The organism is Mesorhizobium sp. M1227 (assembly GCF_040318315.1).
In the GTDB taxonomy this organism is placed as follows: domain Bacteria; phylum Pseudomonadota; class Alphaproteobacteria; order Rhizobiales; family Rhizobiaceae; genus Mesorhizobium.
In genome coordinates this window covers 1-17,053 of the sequence record NZ_JAMYLZ010000004.1, presented here as the reverse complement: position 1 = coordinate 17,053, position 17,053 = coordinate 1, and the positions used below count along the sequence as shown (strand labels likewise).

The window sequence follows — 17,053 nt, the reverse complement described above, 5'->3', positions numbered from 1 at the left end:
GACGTCAGCCGGCTATCTTGGAGAAATCCGCGACCCGGTCGGTCGCCGCGCGGATGCGGGCGAGCAACGCTAGGCGATTGGCGCGCACCGCCTGGTCCTCGTCGTTTACGAGGACTTTCTCAAAGAATGAATCAACCGGCTCGCGCAACACGCTAAGCGCCAGCATGGCGGCGGAAAAGTCTTCGTTTTGAATTGCTTCGCCGGCTTGCTTCTCGGCTTGATTGACCGCGGCGTACAAGGCTTTTTCGGCGTCCTCCCGGAACAGCGCCGGCTCAACACGGTCGGCGATCGTCGTGTTCTTCTTCTCCTCGGCAGCCACGATGTTGGCAGCGCGCTTGGTGCCGGCAAGCAGGTTCCTGCCGTCCTCGCTGTCGAGGAAGGAGCCAAGCGCTTCGACGCGGCGGACGATTTGCAGGAGGTCGTCGTTGGACGATTGGCCGATCTCCCCCCTAGAGGGGGAGATGCCCGGCAGGGCAGAGGGGGGCGCGACAGAATGAGAGGCTGGCGGGACAGCGCCCCCCTCTGTCGGCTTCGCCGACATCTCCCCCTCTAGGGGGGAGATTGGGCGCGAGCCCGCCGCCAGTACGGCGTCGATCAGATCGTGCCGCGCGCCCTGGTCGCGGAGATAGACTTTCAGGCGGTCGTGGAAGAAGGACAGGAGATCGGCAATTATGTCAGACGCGGAACGGTCCGGTAATTCGACGCCGCGTATTTCCGAGGACAGCAAACCTGCCCGTTCACTGATCAAATCGTCGGCTGATCCCACACCGGTCGTGAAATCACCCCCATCGTCCGCTCGCCAGACCACCGAAAACCGATTGCCGCGATTGAAGGTAAGCCCGAATAGCGAGTTTAAAAACTGGCGCTGGAGTGGCAGTCTTACCCCATTCTCGACCAAAATCCTCACAACGCCCAGCGCCGCTCTTCTGAGCGCATAGGGGTCCTTCGATCCGGTCGGCTTTTCATCAATAGCCCAGAACCCGACCAGCGTGTCGAGCTTGTCGGCAAGCGCCACGGCCACCGAAACCGGATCAGTTGGCACGCGATCGGACGGTCCCTGCGGCTTGTAGTGTTCCTCGATCGCCGCGGCAACGGAAGGATGCTCGCCCTGCAGCAGTGCGTATTTGCGGCCCATGGCGCCTTGCAGTTCCGGGAACTCGCCAACCACTTCGGTGGTGAGGTCGGCCTTGGCGAGCACGGCGGCGCGGCGCGCCAGCGCGGTAATCTCCCCCCTCGAGGGGGAGATGTCGCCGAAGGCGACAGAGGGGGTCATCTCGCGTGGAGCGCCAACTTCCTCTTGCTTCGAAACGTCAGGTCGCGTCGCGCCAGCCGAGGCGACCCCCTCTGGCCTGCCGGCCATCTCCCCCTCAAGGGGGGAGATCGACTGCGCCACGATCGGCGCCAGTTCTTCCGCCAAACGCGCAATCCGCTCCACCCGCTCGCCTTGCGTGCCGAGCTTGGCATGAAACGTTACATTGAGGTGGTCGAGGCGGGCCATGCGCTGGTCGAGCGGTTTTTTTAGATCAAGCCCGAACTTTTCCGCCGATGCCTGCAGCTGGTCGAGATCCGGCAGGTCGCTCTGGTCGGTTCTCCAGAAATAGAGCGCGTCGGACAGGCGCGCGCGCACCACCTTGCCATTGCCGTGGGCGATCTCCTTGCCGCCGTCCTTGGCCTCGATGTTGGCAGTCAGGATGAAGCGGTTGGAGAGCTCTTCGCCCGCGCCGTGCGGCCGTGTCACAAAACACTTCTGGTTGGCGCGGATGGTGAGCCGGATCACCTCGGCCGGAATGGCGAGAAAATCCTGTTCGAATTCGCCCATCAGCACGACAGGCCATTCGACCAGGCCCGACACTTCCTCCAGCAGCCCCTCGTCCTCGACGAGATCGAGCCCGCTGGCGAAAGCAAGATTCCTGGCATCGGCGAGAATGATCTCTTTGCGTCTGTCGGCATCGAGCACGACCTTGGCCGCCTCAAGCTTGGCGACATAATCGTCGAAGCGGCGCACCGTGATGGCGCCAGGCGCATGGAAACGGTGGCCGTAAGTGATATTGCCTGAGCGGATGCCGTCGATCTCGAAATCGACGACCACCGGCTCCTCGGTTTCGGGGCCGAAGGTGCACAGGATCGATTGCAGCGGCCGCACCCAGCGCAGCGAGCCGGGCTTGGCCGAAGCCGGCCCCCAGCGCATCGATTTCGGCCAGGGGAAGTTGCGGATGATGCCCGGCACCAGCTCGGCGATGATTTGCTCCGCCGCCCTGCCGGGCTTCGCAATATGAGCGACATAGAAGTCGCCCTTCTTCGGATCGGAATGAACATGCGCCTCGGCAATCGAGGCAAGGCCGGCCTTGCGCAGAAAACCCTGCACCGCCGGCTCGGGCGCCTTGGTCGAGGGCCCCTTGATCTCCTCGCTGATGTCCTTCGAGCGGGCGGTCAGGCCGCGAATGTCGAGCGTCAACCGGCGCGGCGTCCAATATTCGCGCGCCGCCTCATAGGTCAGCCCGGCCTCGACCAGCCCGTCGGTCAAAAGCTTCCTGAGATCGCCGGCAGCCTTGCGCTGCATGCGGGCGGGGATCTCTTCCGAGCGAAGTTCTAGAAGCAGGTCGGGCATCGAAGGAACTCATGGACAAAAATAGCCGCCGCTTCGCGGCGACCTCCCCATCAAGGGGAGGTAAGCGGGGGCATAGCAACTCGGCTGACCGCTGTCACCCTTCCCAGCACGATCAAGGCGTCCAACGGCGAATTCCGAAAAACTTCAGCCGCCTGTCGGACACGCGCCGGTCCGCCCGTCCTTGGATCAAAGATTTCCCTGAACCGAACGCAGCGCTGAAGCGACCAACGCTCAGGCAGAGAGCTATTGGCTGAACGACCATGACAACGGCATCGACATTCCTGCAGATCCTCGCGCTCAGCGCCTGCTTCACGGCGCAAGTTCATGGCACGTTCTCGATGCCCGGCGTCAGGCAGGCGCTGCGGACAATAGCCGGTGCAAGCGGCCAAGGCACGTTGCCAATCAGCGCCCCTGCCGAAATCGCCTGGAGCTAAGCCGCCAAGCCGCCCGCCTGCGTCAGCAAAAACGCCTCGCCGCAGGCCTTGGCCAGATTGCGAACGCGCAGGATGTAACTCTGGCGCTCGGTGACCGAAATGACGCCGCGTGCGTCGAGCAGATTGAAGACGTGGCTGGCCTTGATGCACTGGTCGTAGGCGGGGAATACAAGGCGGTGGTATCCCTCCCCCTTGAGCGGAAGGTGGCCAGACAAGGTCTGGCCGGGAGGGGTCGCCCGTGCAGTGCTCGACGTTTTACTTGTGGTGCCTTCTGAGGTGACCCCCTCGACCCGCTTCGCGGGCATCTCCCCCTCAAGGGGGGAGACAGGCGCGCCGGCTTCGAGCAGCGCCTTGCACTCGGCTTCGGCGTCCTCGAAATGCCTGAGCAGCATTGCGGTGTTGGCAAATTCGAAATTATGGCGCGAATATTCCTGCTCGGCCTGCAGGAAGACGTCGCCATAGGTCACCTTGTCGGCGCCTTCGCGGCCGTTGAAGTTGAGGTCGTAGACATTGTCGACGCCCTGCACATACATGGCCAGCCGTTCCAGCCCGTAAGTGAGCTCGCCCGCCACCGGGGAGCATTCGATGCCGCAGACCTGCTGGAAATAGGTGAACTGCGAGACCTCCATGCCGTCGCACCAGCACTCCCAGCCCAGCCCCCAGGCGCCCAGCGTCGGGCTTTCCCAGTCGTCCTCGACGAAGCGGATGTCATGCAGCAGCGGATCGATGCCGATCGCGGCCAGCGAGCCGAGATAAAGCTCCTGCAGATTGGGCGGATTGGGCTTCAGGATCACCTGGTATTGGTAATAGTGCTGCAGCCGGTTCGGGTTCTCGCCATAGCGGCCGTCCTTGGGGCGGCGCGAGGGCTGGACATAGGCCGCGTTCCAGCGTTTTGGGCCGAGCGCGCGCAATGTCGTTGCCGGATGGAATGTGCCGGCGCCGACTTCCATGTCGTAAGGCTGGAGGACGACGCAGCCATAGTCCGCCCAATAATTATGCAACGTCAGGATCAGCCCCTGGAACGAGCGGCTGGGGTGCATGTGGGCAGGAATGGTCACGGCGGCCTCGGCGGGAAAGGCGGGATGCCGGCACGTCCTAGATGCCTGGCCAGCAAGCGTCAAGGCAGAGGGGGTCAGGCCTTTGAAGGTGTTCCCTTCTCCCCTTGTGGGAGAAGGTGGCCGAGCGAAGCTCGGTCGGATGAGGGGTGTTCCAGCTTGGCACCGACGGCAATCCGTCCGACACCCCTCAACCGTCTCGGCGCTGCGCGCCGATCCACCTTCTCCCACAAGGGGAGAAGGAAATAAGGGTCACCCCTTAGGGGCGGGCGCCGGCAAGGGCTTTACGTTCGGGGTTTCCTGCGCCGTGTTGGATTCGATCGGCGGCAGGCCTTTCATCAGCTTTTGCTGCAAGGCGGCAAGCACATCCGGGTCCGGCTTCAGGTCGCGGGCCTGGTTCCACTGGAAGGTGGCTTCCAGCTTGCGGCCGACGCGCCAGTAAGCGTCGCCGAGGTGATCGTTGAGCACCGGATCCTCCGGCTTCAACGAAACGGCGCGTTCCATTTCGCGCACTGCATCGTCGAACTGGCCAAGGCGGTAATAGGCCCAGCCCAGCGAATCGACGATGTAGCCGTCGCTCGGCCTCAGGTCGACGGCCTTCTGGATCATCGCGAGGCCTTCCTTGAGGTTCATGTTCTTGTCGACCCAGGAATAGCCGAGATAGTTCAGAACCTGCGGCTGGTCGGGGTAGAGCTCCAGCGCCTTGCGGAAATTCGGCTCGGCCTTCGGCCATTCCTTCAGCCGCTCATAGGCGATGCCGCGCTGGTAGAAGATGTTCCAGTTGGCGGCGGTCGGCGTCTTCAGCACCTCGACCGCCTTGTCGTAAAGATTGGCGGCGGAGCGGAAATCCTCCTTCGAGGAATAGACGCCGCCGAGCGCCAGATAGGCGCGCATGTCGTCTGGATGCGCATCGACGATGGCCTTGAGGTGAGTGATCGCCTCGTCGTTGCGGTCGAGATCGGCAAGGTTGAGGCCAAGCTGCAGGTCCGAAAGCTGCTTCAGCGGCGAGCCGGCGGGAATGCGGCGATAGAGCGCGATGGCGCCCTCGCCGTCTTTCAACTGCTCGGCAACGGCGGCAAGCTGAACGAGCGCCGCGTCGTTGTCGGGCCGCAGCGCCAGGGCATATTGCAGATAAAGCCGCACGAACGGCTCGCCGCCGCCGCGGTTGAGCGCGGTGGCGAGATCGAGCAGGATTTCCGAGGCGCCGTCCGACGGACCGGCAACGAAGGGCTCGATCTTTTCGCCCTTGTTGATCTTGTCGCGAAGGGCTGCAATCTCGACCTTGCCGGGCGCAAACGCCTCGGCCTTGTCGAGCACCGACAGCGCCTTGGCCTTGTCGCCTTTGCGGGCGAGGAAAGAGGCGTAGGCCTGCGCGTTGCGCATCCATGTTTCGGGGGCCGCACCGCCGGCGGCCGTGTCCTGCACGGTGGCGGTGTAGAGCGCATCCGCCCTGTCGGGCAGGCCGGAGGCGTCGGCAATCAAGGCGCGGTGGAAGGACTTGAACAGGCTGAACCAGTCGGGGCCTTGCAGCTTGTCGATGGAAGCCATGGCCTCGCCGGCGTCACCCGCACCCTGCTTGGCCCAGCCGGTCATGACGCCGGAGATCAGCCGGTCGAGATCGGATTCGAGCGACAGCTTGAGCCAGTATTCGGCCTTGGAGAAATCCTTCTTGTGGAAGGAATCGATGGCCAGCGCCAGGCGCGAGAAGCGCTCGACATCGGGAACCGCCTTGAGCTTGTCGGCATAGACCAGGGATTCGTCGAAGCGCCCCTGCGCGATCAGCGACAGCATCAGGCTCTGCTGCAGTCCCGTATCGTTCGGATCGAACGCAAGCGCCTGCTTGTAATAGGAAATGGCGCTGTCGAGGTCGTTGTCGCCGTCGGCAATCCTGGCGGCAAGATAGGCCCCCGAGAAGGATGTGATCCTGACCGGCTCGGCGGTCTGTTTGGCATGCGCCGGCAAAGCCGAGATCGCCATGCCCGTCGCGATTGCCAGCCCCGTCAGCCAGCGCGCATATCCTTGCCGCATCATATCCCTTTCAGCCAAACGCCATCTCCGCGTCAGCGGGATCGCCGTAGACTCGATCTTTACAGGTAAAGCATGGCCTTTTTGGGGTCGTGCTTCAACCCGGCCCGAATTCACAATCGGGTCAAGCAATTAATAAACCATGCCGAAAGGGCCTGAACTGCGACTCTTGACCGCGTGGCGTCCGCTTTGGCGCTGCCTGCACGGCGCTATTTCCCGACGCCGTAAGCGATCCATAATGGCCAGCGGTTGAAAGCTTCCGCCATGCAACTTTGCGTGGCAGGATGTGCCCTCAGTTCTTGCCTCGCCAGCCGTCAGGGGGTGCCGATGCTGGAAATGCCGCGAAACGAAGAAGCCTTCGCCATCGTCGACCGTATCTATGAAGCCGCATTCGCAGCCGAGCTGTGGCCGGATGCCTTGGAAGCGACCAGTGCGATCACGCGCTCGGCAAGCGGCTCGATTTTCATGATCAGCGATCATTCCCCGCTTCGCGCCATCGGCGAGGCGCAGGCCGAGCCCTTGATCGACGCTTTCATGGCAGATTGGAAATTTTCCGAGAGCGTGCAGCGCATGTGCAGCACTCAGCCGGCAAGCTTTGTGCGGGTCGACGACATCATGACCGGCGATGAGATCGAGCGGGACCCGATCTACGCATGGGCAAGAAATTTCGGCGTCGGATCGCCCGTCTGTACGTCGATTCCCATGCCGAGCGGGGAGCTTGTGCTGTTCGTCTTCCAGCGCTGGCTGAAGGACGGCAAGTACGATCAAGCCGCGATCGACCTGCTGAACGGACTGCGTCCGCATCTGGCGCGGGCCGGCCTTGTCGCCGGGCGGCTCGGTCTGGAGCGGGCCAGGACCGCCGTGTCCATTCTGAGCGAGATCGAGCTGCCAGCGGCAGTCATGAGCAGATCGGGCCGCGTGCTGACGGTCAACCGCCTGCTGGAAGATATGAAGGACGTCTTCATCCCCCAGGCCGGCGGCGGCATGGTGCTTGCGGACCTGTCTGCAAACGCGCTTTTCCAGCAAGCCATCATGCACAACGCCGACCATCGCGTTGTGCGGTCCATCCCTGTCCCAGCCGTCGAGGGGCGGCCTGCGCTGATCGTTCACCTTTTGCCGTTGCGCCGTGCCGCACATGACATCTTTTCGGGCGCGGATATCCTTGTCGCGGCAACTGCCGTCAGCATCAGCGCGACGGTGCCGTCGCCCGATATCCTTTCGGGCCTGTTCGACTTGACGCCGGCGGAAGCCCGGCTCGCCGTCGTGCTTGCCTCAGGCCGTTCCGTACAGGAAGCCGCCTTCGAAATCGGCATCGCCGTCAAATCGGCCCGTACTTATCTCGAGCGAATTTTTCGGAAAACCGGAACCAGTCGCCAAAGCCAGCTCGTGGCGCTGCTGACGAGCGCGCGGCCGTTTTCGTGATTTCGGTCAGTCAACCGGCCCGACGTTGCAAGATTGCAACAGCCAGGACTGAAAACGCTGCAAGAACAGGGGGAATGCCGCGAAGTGTAGGCATTTGCCGACTGTCCGGCCGTTGCCGGCTTCATGCATGGTCCATCTCATCGGGAGCTTTGCGATCGGCCGGCGCCGTTCTGGAAAGAAGGGGATAATTCGATGAAGAGCCGTGTTGTAGAAGGCTTTGAGTGGTCGGCTGCATTGGGGGCTGCCGGCATCCTGATGTCGTCCCGCGTGCCGGTTCGCGGGGCCGGAGCTTTGGTGATAGCCGCGGCAGCCGGCCTGGTGGCCCTCGCGCCGACTCCGGCGGCTGCGTTTGTGTGTGAAGATATAAATTATGGCGCAGATGGCGCCGGGGCTTCGCCCACCGGTATGGCATGCGGAACTATCGCCCAAGCTGCGGGCGGATCCTCGACGGCGGTCGGCGGTAGAGCCGTTTCTGATGGAGACCTCAGTACCGCTCTTGGCGATGATGCGTGGGCCGGGGGAATCTCGGGTCCCATCAACCATAACAATGCAAGCACGACGGCTATCGGCGCCCGTGCTCAGGCTGGTGCGGGAGGCCCTAACCAGGCCAACGCTACCGCTCTTGGCGCCTCGGCCAAGGCGAATGCGGTGAATGCCACCGCCCTCGGCACCGGTGCGACGGCCAATTTTGCCGATTCAGTCGCCGTAGGCCAAGGTGTGACCACGACACGCGCCAATCAGGTGGCTATCGGCAACAGCAGCGCCACCTACACTCTGTCGGGCATCAACAGCGCAGCCAGCAGGGAGGCCCAGAGCGGACCGAAATACCTGGTGACGTCCGACGCCGCGGGCAATCTGGCGACCGCTTCCGTGAACATCGACGAACTCGAAGGACTGGCCGACGACGTTGCAGCCCATACCACCCAGATCGCCTCGCTCAACACCACGGTAAGCAGCCACACCATGCAGCTTGCCGATCACGAGACGCGCATTGTCAACAACACCAACCAGATCAACGCGCTCAACACGACGGTCGGCGATCATACGATCCAGCTTGCCGATCACGAGGCGCGTATCACCAACAATACCAACACGCTCAACCTGCACACCGCGCAGATTTTCAGCCTCGACAGTCGCACCACGATCAACGAGGCTAACATCGCCCTGCTCGACGGCCGCGTCAGCGCGCTGGAGGGCGGGTTGCAGAACCTTGGCGAGCAGGTCAGCGAAAACCGCTCGGAAGCCCGCGCCGGAACGGCGCTTGCGCTGGCGACGGCGGGATTGCGTTACGACGACAGGCCCGGCAAATTGTCGCTGGCCGGCGGCTTTGGCCATTTCAAGGGCCAGTCGGGCCTGGCGCTCGGCCTCGGCTATAGCACGAGCCTGGATTTCCGCCTCAACGCCGCCGTGTCGGCCTCCACCAACCGTGGCGATGTCGGCGTCAGCGTCGGCGCATCGTGGACACTCAACTGATGCAGCGGGCATGACCTCAATCTTGCCGGGATCGGTGCGGCCGACGGGCAGAATGTTGCTGGCCGCCTTGGTGCTGACGGCAGCCGTTCCGCAGCTTGTCCAGCCTGCCCTGGCGCAAACGTCGAAAACCCAGAAATCGGCCAAGCCGCAGGCGCCGAAGCCGGCCAACATCGACCGCAACGGCGTGCTGATCCTGGTGCGCGGCTCGCTGCTGGCGCTCGACCATGCCAACAAGACAGGGAATTACACGGTGCTGCGCGATCTCGGCGCGCCGGGCTTCCAGACCAACAATGCGGCCAAGCTTGCCGAGATCTTCGCCGGCCACCGCAATGACGGCATCGACCTCGGCGGCGTCGCGGTGCTTGAGCCGCAATTGACGCTGCTGCCGCAGATCGAGCCCAACGGCATGTTGCATATGGCCGGTTTCTTTCCCTCGGTGCCGATGCAGGTCAATTTCGAGCTGTTGTTTGCGCCGGTCGAACGGCAATGGAAGGTGTTCGGCATCTCGGTCGCGCTCAGCAAGGCCGGCCCCGAGGCGCCGGCAACCGAGCCGGAACCGCCGAAAGCTGTCGCTGCCGAACCACCCGAGCCGCCGACGGCGGCGGTCAATCCCAAGAAAGCCGCCGAGAAATCCGGCAAGTGAGGGCCAAGCGTCACGGCCCTGAAACTCAGGACGTTTGCGAAAGGCTTGCGTCGAGCGCCTGCATGGCGACGGTGACAAGATCGTGCAGCCGCTTTTTCGGCACGCCGTCGCGTGCCTGCACCGAAAGGCCGTGCATCAGCGTGGCGTAATAATCCCCCAACGTCTCGGCATCGGTGTCCGGCTTCAATTCGCCATCGCGCACCGCCTGCTTCAACCGCTCGACGATCGATGCGGTAAGCGCCAGCCGATGCTCCACCAGCCATTGCAGCACGGCGTCATTTTCGACGGCGCAATTGGTCGCGGCCGTCACCACCATGCAGCCCTGCGGCTGCCCCGGCCGCGTATAGATTTCGACGGCGTCGCGAAGCATGCGCTCGATGACGCGCCGGACATTTGGTTCTTCCTGCAGTGCGCGTGTGGCGAAGCCGCCCTCATTGGCCTCGTAAAGTGCCACCGCTTCGCGAAACAGATCCTCCTTCGAGCCGAAGGCGGCATAGATGCGCGCCGATGCGAGACCAAGCGCCGATACGAGATCGGCCATCGAGGTGCCCTCGTAGCCGCGTCTCCAGAAAGCGTCGCGGGCTTTCTCCAGCGCCTGGTCGCGGTCGAACTCCCTTGGCCTTCCCGCCATGGCGGTCTCCAATTTTTGTCGATCAACAAATAATCCGCTTGACTTCGGATTGCAAATCTCAATTCTTTGTCGATCATTAAATAATTGTCGACAAGGAGACCGGCATGAGTTCACTGGATCAAGGCGCGCCGCTCGGGGCGATAACGCAGGGAGCAAGCAGGGCGAAACATGGCGCAACGCTGGCGCTGCTCGCCTTCGCGCAGCTCATCATCTCGCTCGACCTCAACATAGTCTTCGTGGCGTTGCCGGAGATCGGCGCCGGCCTCGGATTTTCAGGCCAGACCCTGCAGTGGGTGGTCAGCGCCTACACCGTCTTCACCGGCGGCTTCCTGCTGTTCGGCGGCCGGGCCGCCGACCTGATCGGCCAGCGCCGCGTCTTCATCTTCGCGCTCTGGCTCTACGCGCTCTCATCTCTGGTCGGCGGCCTCGCCTGGTCGCCGGAAATCATCATCGCGGCCCGCGCCGTGCAAGGCATCGGCGCCGCGTTCCTGTTTCCTGCGACGTTGTCGCTGATCAACCGCCTGTTCGCCGAGGGACCGGAACGCAACCGGGCGCTCGCCGTCTGGGGAGGCGCGGGCGCCAGCGGCCTGACGCTCGGTTCGCTTGCCGGCGGGTTTCTGACCAGCGCCTTCGGCTGGCCGTCGGTCTTCTACGTCAACGTGCTGTTGGCCGGGATCGCCATCATCGCGGCTTTCGCCATCATCCCGCGCGATCGCAAGCGGCACGAGCAGTGCAGCTTCGATCTGCCGGGCGCGCTGACCGTCACCGCCGGCGCGACGCTGCTTGTCTTCACCCTGGTTCAGGGGCCCGAATATGGCTGGGGCTCTGGCGCAATCATCGTCAGCGCAGCACTGGCGGCATTTTTCCTGATCGCCTTCACCGTGATCGAGGCCAACAGCGCCGACCCGCTGATGCCGCTGCGCGTGTTCCACAACCGCAGCCTCGTCGCCGGCATGACGATAACCTTCCTCTACATGGCTACTTTCGGCGCGCTGCCCTACTTCCTCACCGTGCTGCTGCAGAACGTGCACGGCTTCACTGCCTTGCAGACGGGCCTCGCCTTTCTCGTGCCGTCGGTCGCCATCGCCACCGGCACGCAACTCGGCGAGCGTCTGGCAACGCGCTTTTCGACGCGCAGCACCCTGGTCGGCGGCATGATCGTCGGCGCGGTCGGCACAGCATTGATGGTATCAGGCGCGACTGCCGACAGCAGCTATCTGCCCCTCGTACCCGGCCTGATCGTCTCCGGCGTCGGACAAGGCATCGTCTGGACCGCAATGTGGATTGCCGCCGCTTCCGGCGTTGCCCATGACCAGCAAGGCGTCGCCTCGGGGATGGCTTCGACGACGCTCAATGTCGGCAACGCATCCAGGTTGCCTTCCGGCTCGCGGCGGCGGGCATCGTCGTCAGTTTGCTGGCAGCAATAGTGCTTCCGGCAAAGGCTCGATGAGAACAGGCGGCGTCCCGGCCTCGCGCCGCGACGCCTGTCAATTCACCCGGCTGATGCAGAAATCGATGACGTCGATCAGTGCAGACTTCTGCGGCGTCGCCTCGAGCGGCGCCAGCGCGTCGCGGGCTATCTCGCCGAAATGGCGGGCGCGCCCGATGGTGTCGGCAATCGCCCCGTGGCGGAGCATCAGGCCGATGGCCTTTTCCAGCCCGGCATCGTCGGCGGCATTGTCCTCGATGGCGCGTTTCCAGAAGCTGCGCTCGGCCTTGGTGCCGCGCCGATAGGCGAGGATCACCGGCAGCGTCACCTTGCCCTCGCGGAAATCGTCGCCGACATTCTTGCCGAGATCCTTGCTGGTGCCGCCGTAATCCAGCGCGTCATCGATCAGCTGGAAGGCAAGGCCGAGATTCATGCCGTAGGAGCGGAGTGCTGCGCGATCATTGCGCGTCGCCTGGGCGATGACCGGGCCGACCTCGGCGGCAGCGGAGAACAGCGCCGCGGTCTTGGCCTTGATCACCGCGAAATGCTCGTCCTCGGTGGTCTCGAGGTTTTTGGCGGCGGCAAGCTGCATCACCTCGCCTTCGGCGATGACCGAAGCGGCGCTGGACAGGATGTCGAGCGCTTCCAGCGAGGCGACATCGACCATCATGCGAAAGGCCTGGCCGAGCAGGAAATCGCCGACCAGAACACTGGCCTGGTTGCCCCAGATCATACGCGCCGTCTTCTTGCCGCGCCGCATGCCGCTTTCGTCGACGACGTCGTCGTGGAGAAGTGTCGCGGTATGCATGAATTCGACCGATGTGGCGAGCTTGACATGGCCGTCGCCGGAATAGCCGAACATCTGGGCGGCGGCGAGCGTCAGCATCGGCCGCAGCCGTTTGCCGCCCGACGAGATCAGATGGTTGGCAATCTCCGGGATCATCTCGACATCGGAGCCGGCCTTCGACAGGATCAATTTGTTGACGCGCCCCATGTCGGCCGCGGTCAGGTCGATGAGGTCCTTTATCGAGGCGGCTTCGCGCTTCCCGTTTTCAATGTTGAGAACGACACCCACGGCAAAACTCCCAACCTCGATATGCACGACGGCAACATGGTCCCTGGACAGACTCTAGGGTGTCACCCACTGCTGCGGCAAGAGGCGAATTGGCGCGCCGGCTCTGGTACATGATCACGCCTACGTTTACATCAACACCGCAAACTGCGAGTTTAGGGCCATGATCTATCGATATGATCGAAATGGTGTGAGGCCATCTGTCCGGATACGCGGAGCGAAGGCGCAGGAAGCCATTCGGCTTTCAAGTCCTTCGCGACAAAGTAGCCGGGCAGATGGACCACATCCTCCGGACGCCGAAACGGCTGCAAGCTGCGTCGTCGAACCGCTCGGCCGGGGGAAAGACCCCGACCTTCACGCTTCTCCTCGCATCTTCTTGCCGTTTCAGGCGCCATTTCGACCATATCGATAGATCATGGCCCTAATCCGATGATAGAGCTCATCCGCACCAACGACGCCGTCATCATTTCGTTTGTCGAATCGCTGATGCGCGATGCCGGCATCGGCTGTTTCGTCGCCGACCAGAACATGAGCGTCCTCGACGGCTCGATCGGCATCCTGCCCCGCCGTGTCATGGTGGACGCCGACAAGGCCGATGCGGCGCGGCGCATCCTGACGGATGCCGGCATCGCCAACGAGATCCGCCAAAAATAATGTCCGCGTCGCCCGCTGCCCTTGTCCCGGACATGCCGGCTCATACGGTCGATGCCTTTCATCGCGGTCGCTTCTGGCTGGTGCAGCCGAGAAAGGCGGGCCACCGCGCCGGCATGGATGCGATGATGCTGGCGGCTGCCGTGCCGTCCTCCTTCGCCGGGCGGCTTGCCGATTTTGGCGCGGGCGCTGGTGCGGCCGGCCTGGCGGTCCTGTCGCGCTGCCCCGGTGCCGCGGCCGTGCTCATCGAGCGTTCCCCGGAAATGGCGGCCTTCGCCACCACCACGCTTGCCCACCCCGGCAATGCGCATCTCAGCGACCGCGCCTCGGTGCTCGTCGCCGATGTCGCGCTGTCGGGCCGGGCGCGAACGGCCGCCGGACTTGAGGACAACAGCTTCGATTTCGTCATCATGAACCCGCCGTTCAATGCCGCCGAGGATCGCGCGACGCCCGATCCGCTGAGAAAGGCCGCGCATGTCTCGGAGGATGGGCTGTTCGACAGCTGGATCCGCAGCGCGGCCGCGGTGGTCAGGCCGGGCGGCGGGCTGGCCGTCATCGCCCGGCCGGAACAGCTCGGCGCCATCCTCGATGCCATCGCCGGCCGCTTCGGCGATGCCGAGATGCTGGCCGTCCATCCTCGCCCCGAAGCGGCGGCGATCCGCATCGTCGTCCGGGCAGCACTCGGCGCACGCGGCAAACTGTCGATCCAACCACCGCTGATGCTGCATGCCTATTCAGGCAATGGCCCTTCGGAGCGGGCAGAGCTGATCAATAACGGGCTGGCGTCGCTGTTCGGAGACTGATCCATTCTGATTGCCGGGGTGACGGCATTGCCGTTGGCCGGCGAATTCCTACATGCCTCAAGCAAATCGACCGGAGACCGCCCCCTCGTGAAACGCCTTTTCAACCGCCTGCTGCCGAAATCCTGGCGCTCCGCCGTCGTCACCATTCCGGTCATCCGGCTGCACGGCACCATCATGCCCGGCGGCGGCCAGTTCCGGCCGAGCCTGTCGCTCGCTTCCACCGCCGGCCTTCTCGAAAAGCTGTTTTCCTTCGACGCGCCGGCGGTCGCCATCTCGATCAACTCGCCAGGCGGCTCGCCGGTGCAGTCGCGGCTGATCTTCAGGCGCATCCGCGACCTGGCGAGCGAGAAGAACAAGAAGGTCCTGGTTTTCGTCGAGGACGTGGCGGCATCGGGCGGCTACATGATCGCGGTCGCCGGCGACGAGATCTTTGCCGACCCGTCCTCCATCGTCGGCTCGATCGGCGTGGTGTCGGCCTCGTTCGGCTTTCCGGAGCTGTTGAAGAAGATCGGCATCGAGCGCCGCGTCCACACCGCCGGCCAGAACAAGGCGGTGCTCGACCCGTTCAAGCCGGAAAAGAAGGAGGACGTCGAGCGCCTGAAGGCGCTGCAGCTGGAGGTCCACGAGACCTTCATCGACCTCGTCAAGGACAGGCGCGGCAGCAAGCTCAAGGACGATCCCGACCTGTTCACCGGCCTGTTCTGGACGGCCAAGAAGGGGGTTGACCTCGGGCTGGTCGATGCGCTCGGCGACATGCGCAGCGTGCTGAAGAGCCGTTTCGGGCCGAAAACCCAGCTCAAGCTGATCACCGCGCCGCGCGGCCTGTTCGGCCGCTTCGGCCTGTTCGGCTCGAGCTTTTCGGCGCCCGATATCGCCGCCGCCGCGGCAAGCGGCGTCATCGATGCGGCGGAAGAGCGCGCGCTGTGGGCGCGCTTCGGGCTTTGAAAAGCCGGTGAAAGCGTCTAGCATAAATCATCAACCGACCCGACCGGCGGCCTTGCCGGCCTTGCGAGGGAGGAGTTTGACATGCCGCAGATCATTTTCTTCGCCGTCGTCGGCATTGCCGCCTATTTCGGCTTCCGCTCCTTCGTCAGGGAAGCCGAGCGTGTGACCGCCAAGGTGCGGCGTACCGAAAAGCAGGCCGCCAACGGTACAATGGGAACATTGGTCAAGGACCCGAAGACCGGCGAATACCGTCTGGCCAAGGATTGACCGTCGTCCCCCTCGCGGCAGAGCCAGTGAACGCCGAGGCCAGTATCCGGGCGTCGCATGCGCACGCCAAGATAAATCTCGCGCTGCACGTCACCGGCCAGCGCGCCGACGGCTATCACACGATCGAAAGCCTGGCTGTGTTCACGCGCTTCGGCGACCGCATCGAGACGGAACTTGCCGACAGCGATGGGTTTTTTGTGTCCGGCAAATACGCCTCCGCGGTGCCGGTCGACGACAAAAATCTGGTGGTGAGAGCGCGCGATGCACTGCGGCGCGAGGCCGGTCCCCAGCACGCACCGGCTGCCGCCATCAGGCTCGAAAAGAACCTGCCGGTTGCGTCCGGTGTCGGCGGAGGGTCGAGCGATGCGGCGGCTGTACTGCGTGCCCTGGTCCAGACCTGGGGACTTGATGTCGGCGATGCCGAACTGGCGCGGATCGGCCTGTCGCTCGGCGCCGACGTGCCGATGTGCCTCGCCGCCAGACCGCTGATAGCCCGCGGCATCGGCGACGAGCTGACGCTCGTGCCGGGATTCCCGGCGCTGGGTCTGGTGCTCGTCAATCCCGGCACTGCCGTCTCGACGGCCGACGTGTTCGAAGCGCTTGGCCGCCGCGACAATGCGGGACTGCCGCCGCTGCCGCGCAACCTCGACTTCCACAGCATCCGCAACTGGCTGGAGATCACCCGCAATGATCTCGAGCCTGCGGCGCGCGCAATCCAGCCCGCGATCGGCAAGGCGCTTTCCGTGCTCAACAAGGCCGGAGCCGGTTTTGCCAGGATGTCCGGCTCCGGCGCCACCTGCTTCGGGCTGTTCGAGACCGGCAATGTGGCCAAGCGCGCGGCCGTCGATATTCGCAGCCGCCATCCCGACTGGTTTGTCGCGGCGACGCGAAGCGTGACATCGGAGGTTGATGCCCATGGCCAGGATTGACGAGAGCCGCCCCTTCGTTCCCGTGCACATCGCAGTACTGACCGTTTCCGATACGCGCAGCCTCGCCGACGACAAATCCGGGCAGACGCTGGCCGACCGCATTGCCGAGGCCGGCCATGTCCTGGCCGCCCGCGACATCGTCACCGACGACCGCGACAAGATCCGCGACAAGGTCCTGGGCTGGTCAAGGGACGAAGCGATTGATGTCGTCATCACCACCGGCGGCACCGGCTTCACCGGCCGCGACGTGACGCCGGAAGCGCTGGAGCCGATCTTCGAAAAGCGCATGGACGGCTTTTCCGAAGTGTTCCACCGCATCTCCTACGACAAGATCGGCACTTCGACGATCCAGAGCCGGGCAACCGGCGGCGTCGTCAACGCCACCTTGGTTTTCGTGCTGCCGGGCTCGCCCGGCGCCTGCAAGGACGCCTGGGACGGCATCTTGAAGCCGCAGCTCGACTATCGGCACATGCCCTGCAACTTCGTCGAGATCATGCCGCGGCTGGACGAGCATTTGCGGCGCGGCTGAGACGAACCGAAGTATCAGCCAAGCGACCTCGGTTTAGAGCCTTTCACGTTTTGATGGAAGCGTAGCCGGCGTTTGCGAAGTAGTTGTTGCATTCGGTTGCCTCGATCGTTTCAACGAGGTGGCCGATGTGGCGCCAA

The 17,053-nt window shown here is 63.9% G+C and carries 16 protein-coding genes; 11 read left to right on the top strand and 5 right to left on the bottom strand.

Features of this window, described 5'->3' with window-relative positions:
* Positions 1-4: 4 nt before the first annotated feature.
* Complete coding sequence (gene glyS / locus NKH28_RS07680; RefSeq protein ID WP_352612368.1) at positions 5-2,608, bottom strand: glycine--tRNA ligase subunit beta; 2,604 nt, start codon at positions 2,606-2,608, stop codon at positions 5-7.
* 260 nt (positions 2,609-2,868) lie between these two features.
* Here glyS and NKH28_RS07675 point away from each other — a divergent pair, with 260 nt between their 5' ends.
* A complete protein-coding gene (locus tag NKH28_RS07675; protein ID WP_352612366.1) occupies positions 2,869-3,042 on the top strand; it encodes a hypothetical protein in 174 nt (57 codons plus the stop codon).
* Here the strand turns inward: NKH28_RS07675 and NKH28_RS07670 are convergent.
* Together NKH28_RS07670 and NKH28_RS07665 are read right to left on the bottom strand one after the other, a co-directional pair.
* A complete protein-coding gene (locus tag NKH28_RS07670) occupies positions 3,039-4,082 on the bottom strand; it encodes a glycine--tRNA ligase subunit alpha (RefSeq protein WP_352612718.1) in 1,044 nt (347 codons plus the stop codon). The genes NKH28_RS07675 and NKH28_RS07670 overlap by 4 nt on opposite strands.
* A gap of 267 nt (positions 4,083-4,349) precedes the next feature.
* On the bottom strand, positions 4,350-6,125 hold the full coding sequence (locus tag NKH28_RS07665) for a tetratricopeptide repeat protein (protein WP_352470709.1): 1,776 nt from the start codon (positions 6,123-6,125) through the stop codon (positions 4,350-4,352).
* A 324-nt stretch (positions 6,126-6,449) separates the two neighbouring features.
* Between NKH28_RS07665 and NKH28_RS07660 the strand changes: the two genes are divergently transcribed.
* The 3 genes from NKH28_RS07660 to NKH28_RS07650 all read left to right on the top strand — a co-directional run bounded on the left by NKH28_RS07660 (position 6,450) and on the right by NKH28_RS07650 (position 9,660).
* The gene (locus NKH28_RS07660; protein WP_352978438.1) at positions 6,450-7,544 is read left to right on the top strand and encodes a helix-turn-helix transcriptional regulator; all 1,095 of its coding nucleotides are present in this window, start codon (positions 6,450-6,452) and stop codon (positions 7,542-7,544) included.
* A gap of 123 nt (positions 7,545-7,667) precedes the next feature.
* Positions 7,668-9,017 carry a YadA-like family protein gene (locus NKH28_RS07655; protein ID WP_352612362.1) on the top strand — a complete coding sequence of 450 codons (1,350 nt, stop codon included), beginning with the start codon at positions 7,668-7,670 and terminating at the stop codon, positions 9,015-9,017.
* A 10-nt stretch (positions 9,018-9,027) separates the two neighbouring features.
* The gene (locus NKH28_RS07650; protein WP_352612360.1) at positions 9,028-9,660 is read left to right on the top strand and encodes a hypothetical protein; all 633 of its coding nucleotides are present in this window, start codon (positions 9,028-9,030) and stop codon (positions 9,658-9,660) included.
* Between the two features lie 25 nt (positions 9,661-9,685).
* Here the strand turns inward: NKH28_RS07650 and NKH28_RS07645 are convergent, their stop codons facing one another.
* On the bottom strand, positions 9,686-10,291 hold the full coding sequence (locus NKH28_RS07645; protein WP_352612358.1) for a TetR/AcrR family transcriptional regulator: 606 nt from the start codon (positions 10,289-10,291) through the stop codon (positions 9,686-9,688).
* Positions 10,292-10,395: 104 nt separating this feature from the next.
* On the opposite strand from NKH28_RS07645, the gene NKH28_RS07640 reads away from it, so the two are divergent.
* The gene (locus NKH28_RS07640; RefSeq protein ID WP_352612356.1) at positions 10,396-11,718 is read left to right on the top strand and encodes an MFS transporter; all 1,323 of its coding nucleotides are present in this window, start codon (positions 10,396-10,398) and stop codon (positions 11,716-11,718) included.
* A gap of 60 nt (positions 11,719-11,778) precedes the next feature.
* Here NKH28_RS07640 and NKH28_RS07635 read toward each other — a convergent pair whose 3' ends face one another.
* The gene (locus NKH28_RS07635; protein WP_254818409.1) at positions 11,779-12,795 is read right to left on the bottom strand and encodes a polyprenyl synthetase family protein; all 1,017 of its coding nucleotides are present in this window, start codon (positions 12,793-12,795) and stop codon (positions 11,779-11,781) included.
* Between the two features lie 426 nt (positions 12,796-13,221).
* Here NKH28_RS07635 and NKH28_RS07630 point away from each other — a divergent pair, with 426 nt between their 5' ends.
* The 6 genes from NKH28_RS07630 to moaB all read left to right on the top strand — a co-directional run bounded on the left by NKH28_RS07630 (position 13,222) and on the right by moaB (position 16,916).
* Positions 13,222-13,446 carry a putative signal transducing protein gene (locus NKH28_RS07630; RefSeq protein WP_023674082.1) on the top strand — a complete coding sequence of 75 codons (225 nt, stop codon included), beginning with the start codon at positions 13,222-13,224 and terminating at the stop codon, positions 13,444-13,446.
* Positions 13,446-14,246 carry a tRNA1(Val) (adenine(37)-N6)-methyltransferase gene (locus NKH28_RS07625; RefSeq protein WP_352821210.1) on the top strand — a complete coding sequence of 267 codons (801 nt, stop codon included), beginning with the start codon at positions 13,446-13,448 and terminating at the stop codon, positions 14,244-14,246. The genes NKH28_RS07630 and NKH28_RS07625 overlap by 1 nt, the downstream gene beginning before the upstream one ends.
* Before the next feature lie 87 nt (positions 14,247-14,333).
* On the top strand, positions 14,334-15,191 hold the full coding sequence (locus NKH28_RS07620; RefSeq protein WP_352978436.1) for a S49 family peptidase: 858 nt from the start codon (positions 14,334-14,336) through the stop codon (positions 15,189-15,191).
* 81 nt (positions 15,192-15,272) lie between these two features.
* Positions 15,273-15,458 (top strand): hypothetical protein, encoded by a 186-nt coding sequence (locus tag NKH28_RS07615; RefSeq protein ID WP_352978434.1) that lies wholly within the window; start codon positions 15,273-15,275, stop codon positions 15,456-15,458.
* A gap of 26 nt (positions 15,459-15,484) precedes the next feature.
* A complete protein-coding gene (locus NKH28_RS07610) occupies positions 15,485-16,387 on the top strand; it encodes a 4-(cytidine 5'-diphospho)-2-C-methyl-D-erythritol kinase (protein ID WP_352978495.1) in 903 nt (300 codons plus the stop codon).
* Positions 16,374-16,916, top strand: coding sequence for a molybdenum cofactor biosynthesis protein B (moaB, locus tag NKH28_RS07605; RefSeq protein WP_352978432.1), 543 nt, complete (start codon positions 16,374-16,376; stop codon positions 16,914-16,916). The genes NKH28_RS07610 and moaB overlap by 14 nt, the downstream gene beginning before the upstream one ends.
* The last annotated feature ends 137 nt before the right edge of the window (positions 16,917-17,053 follow it).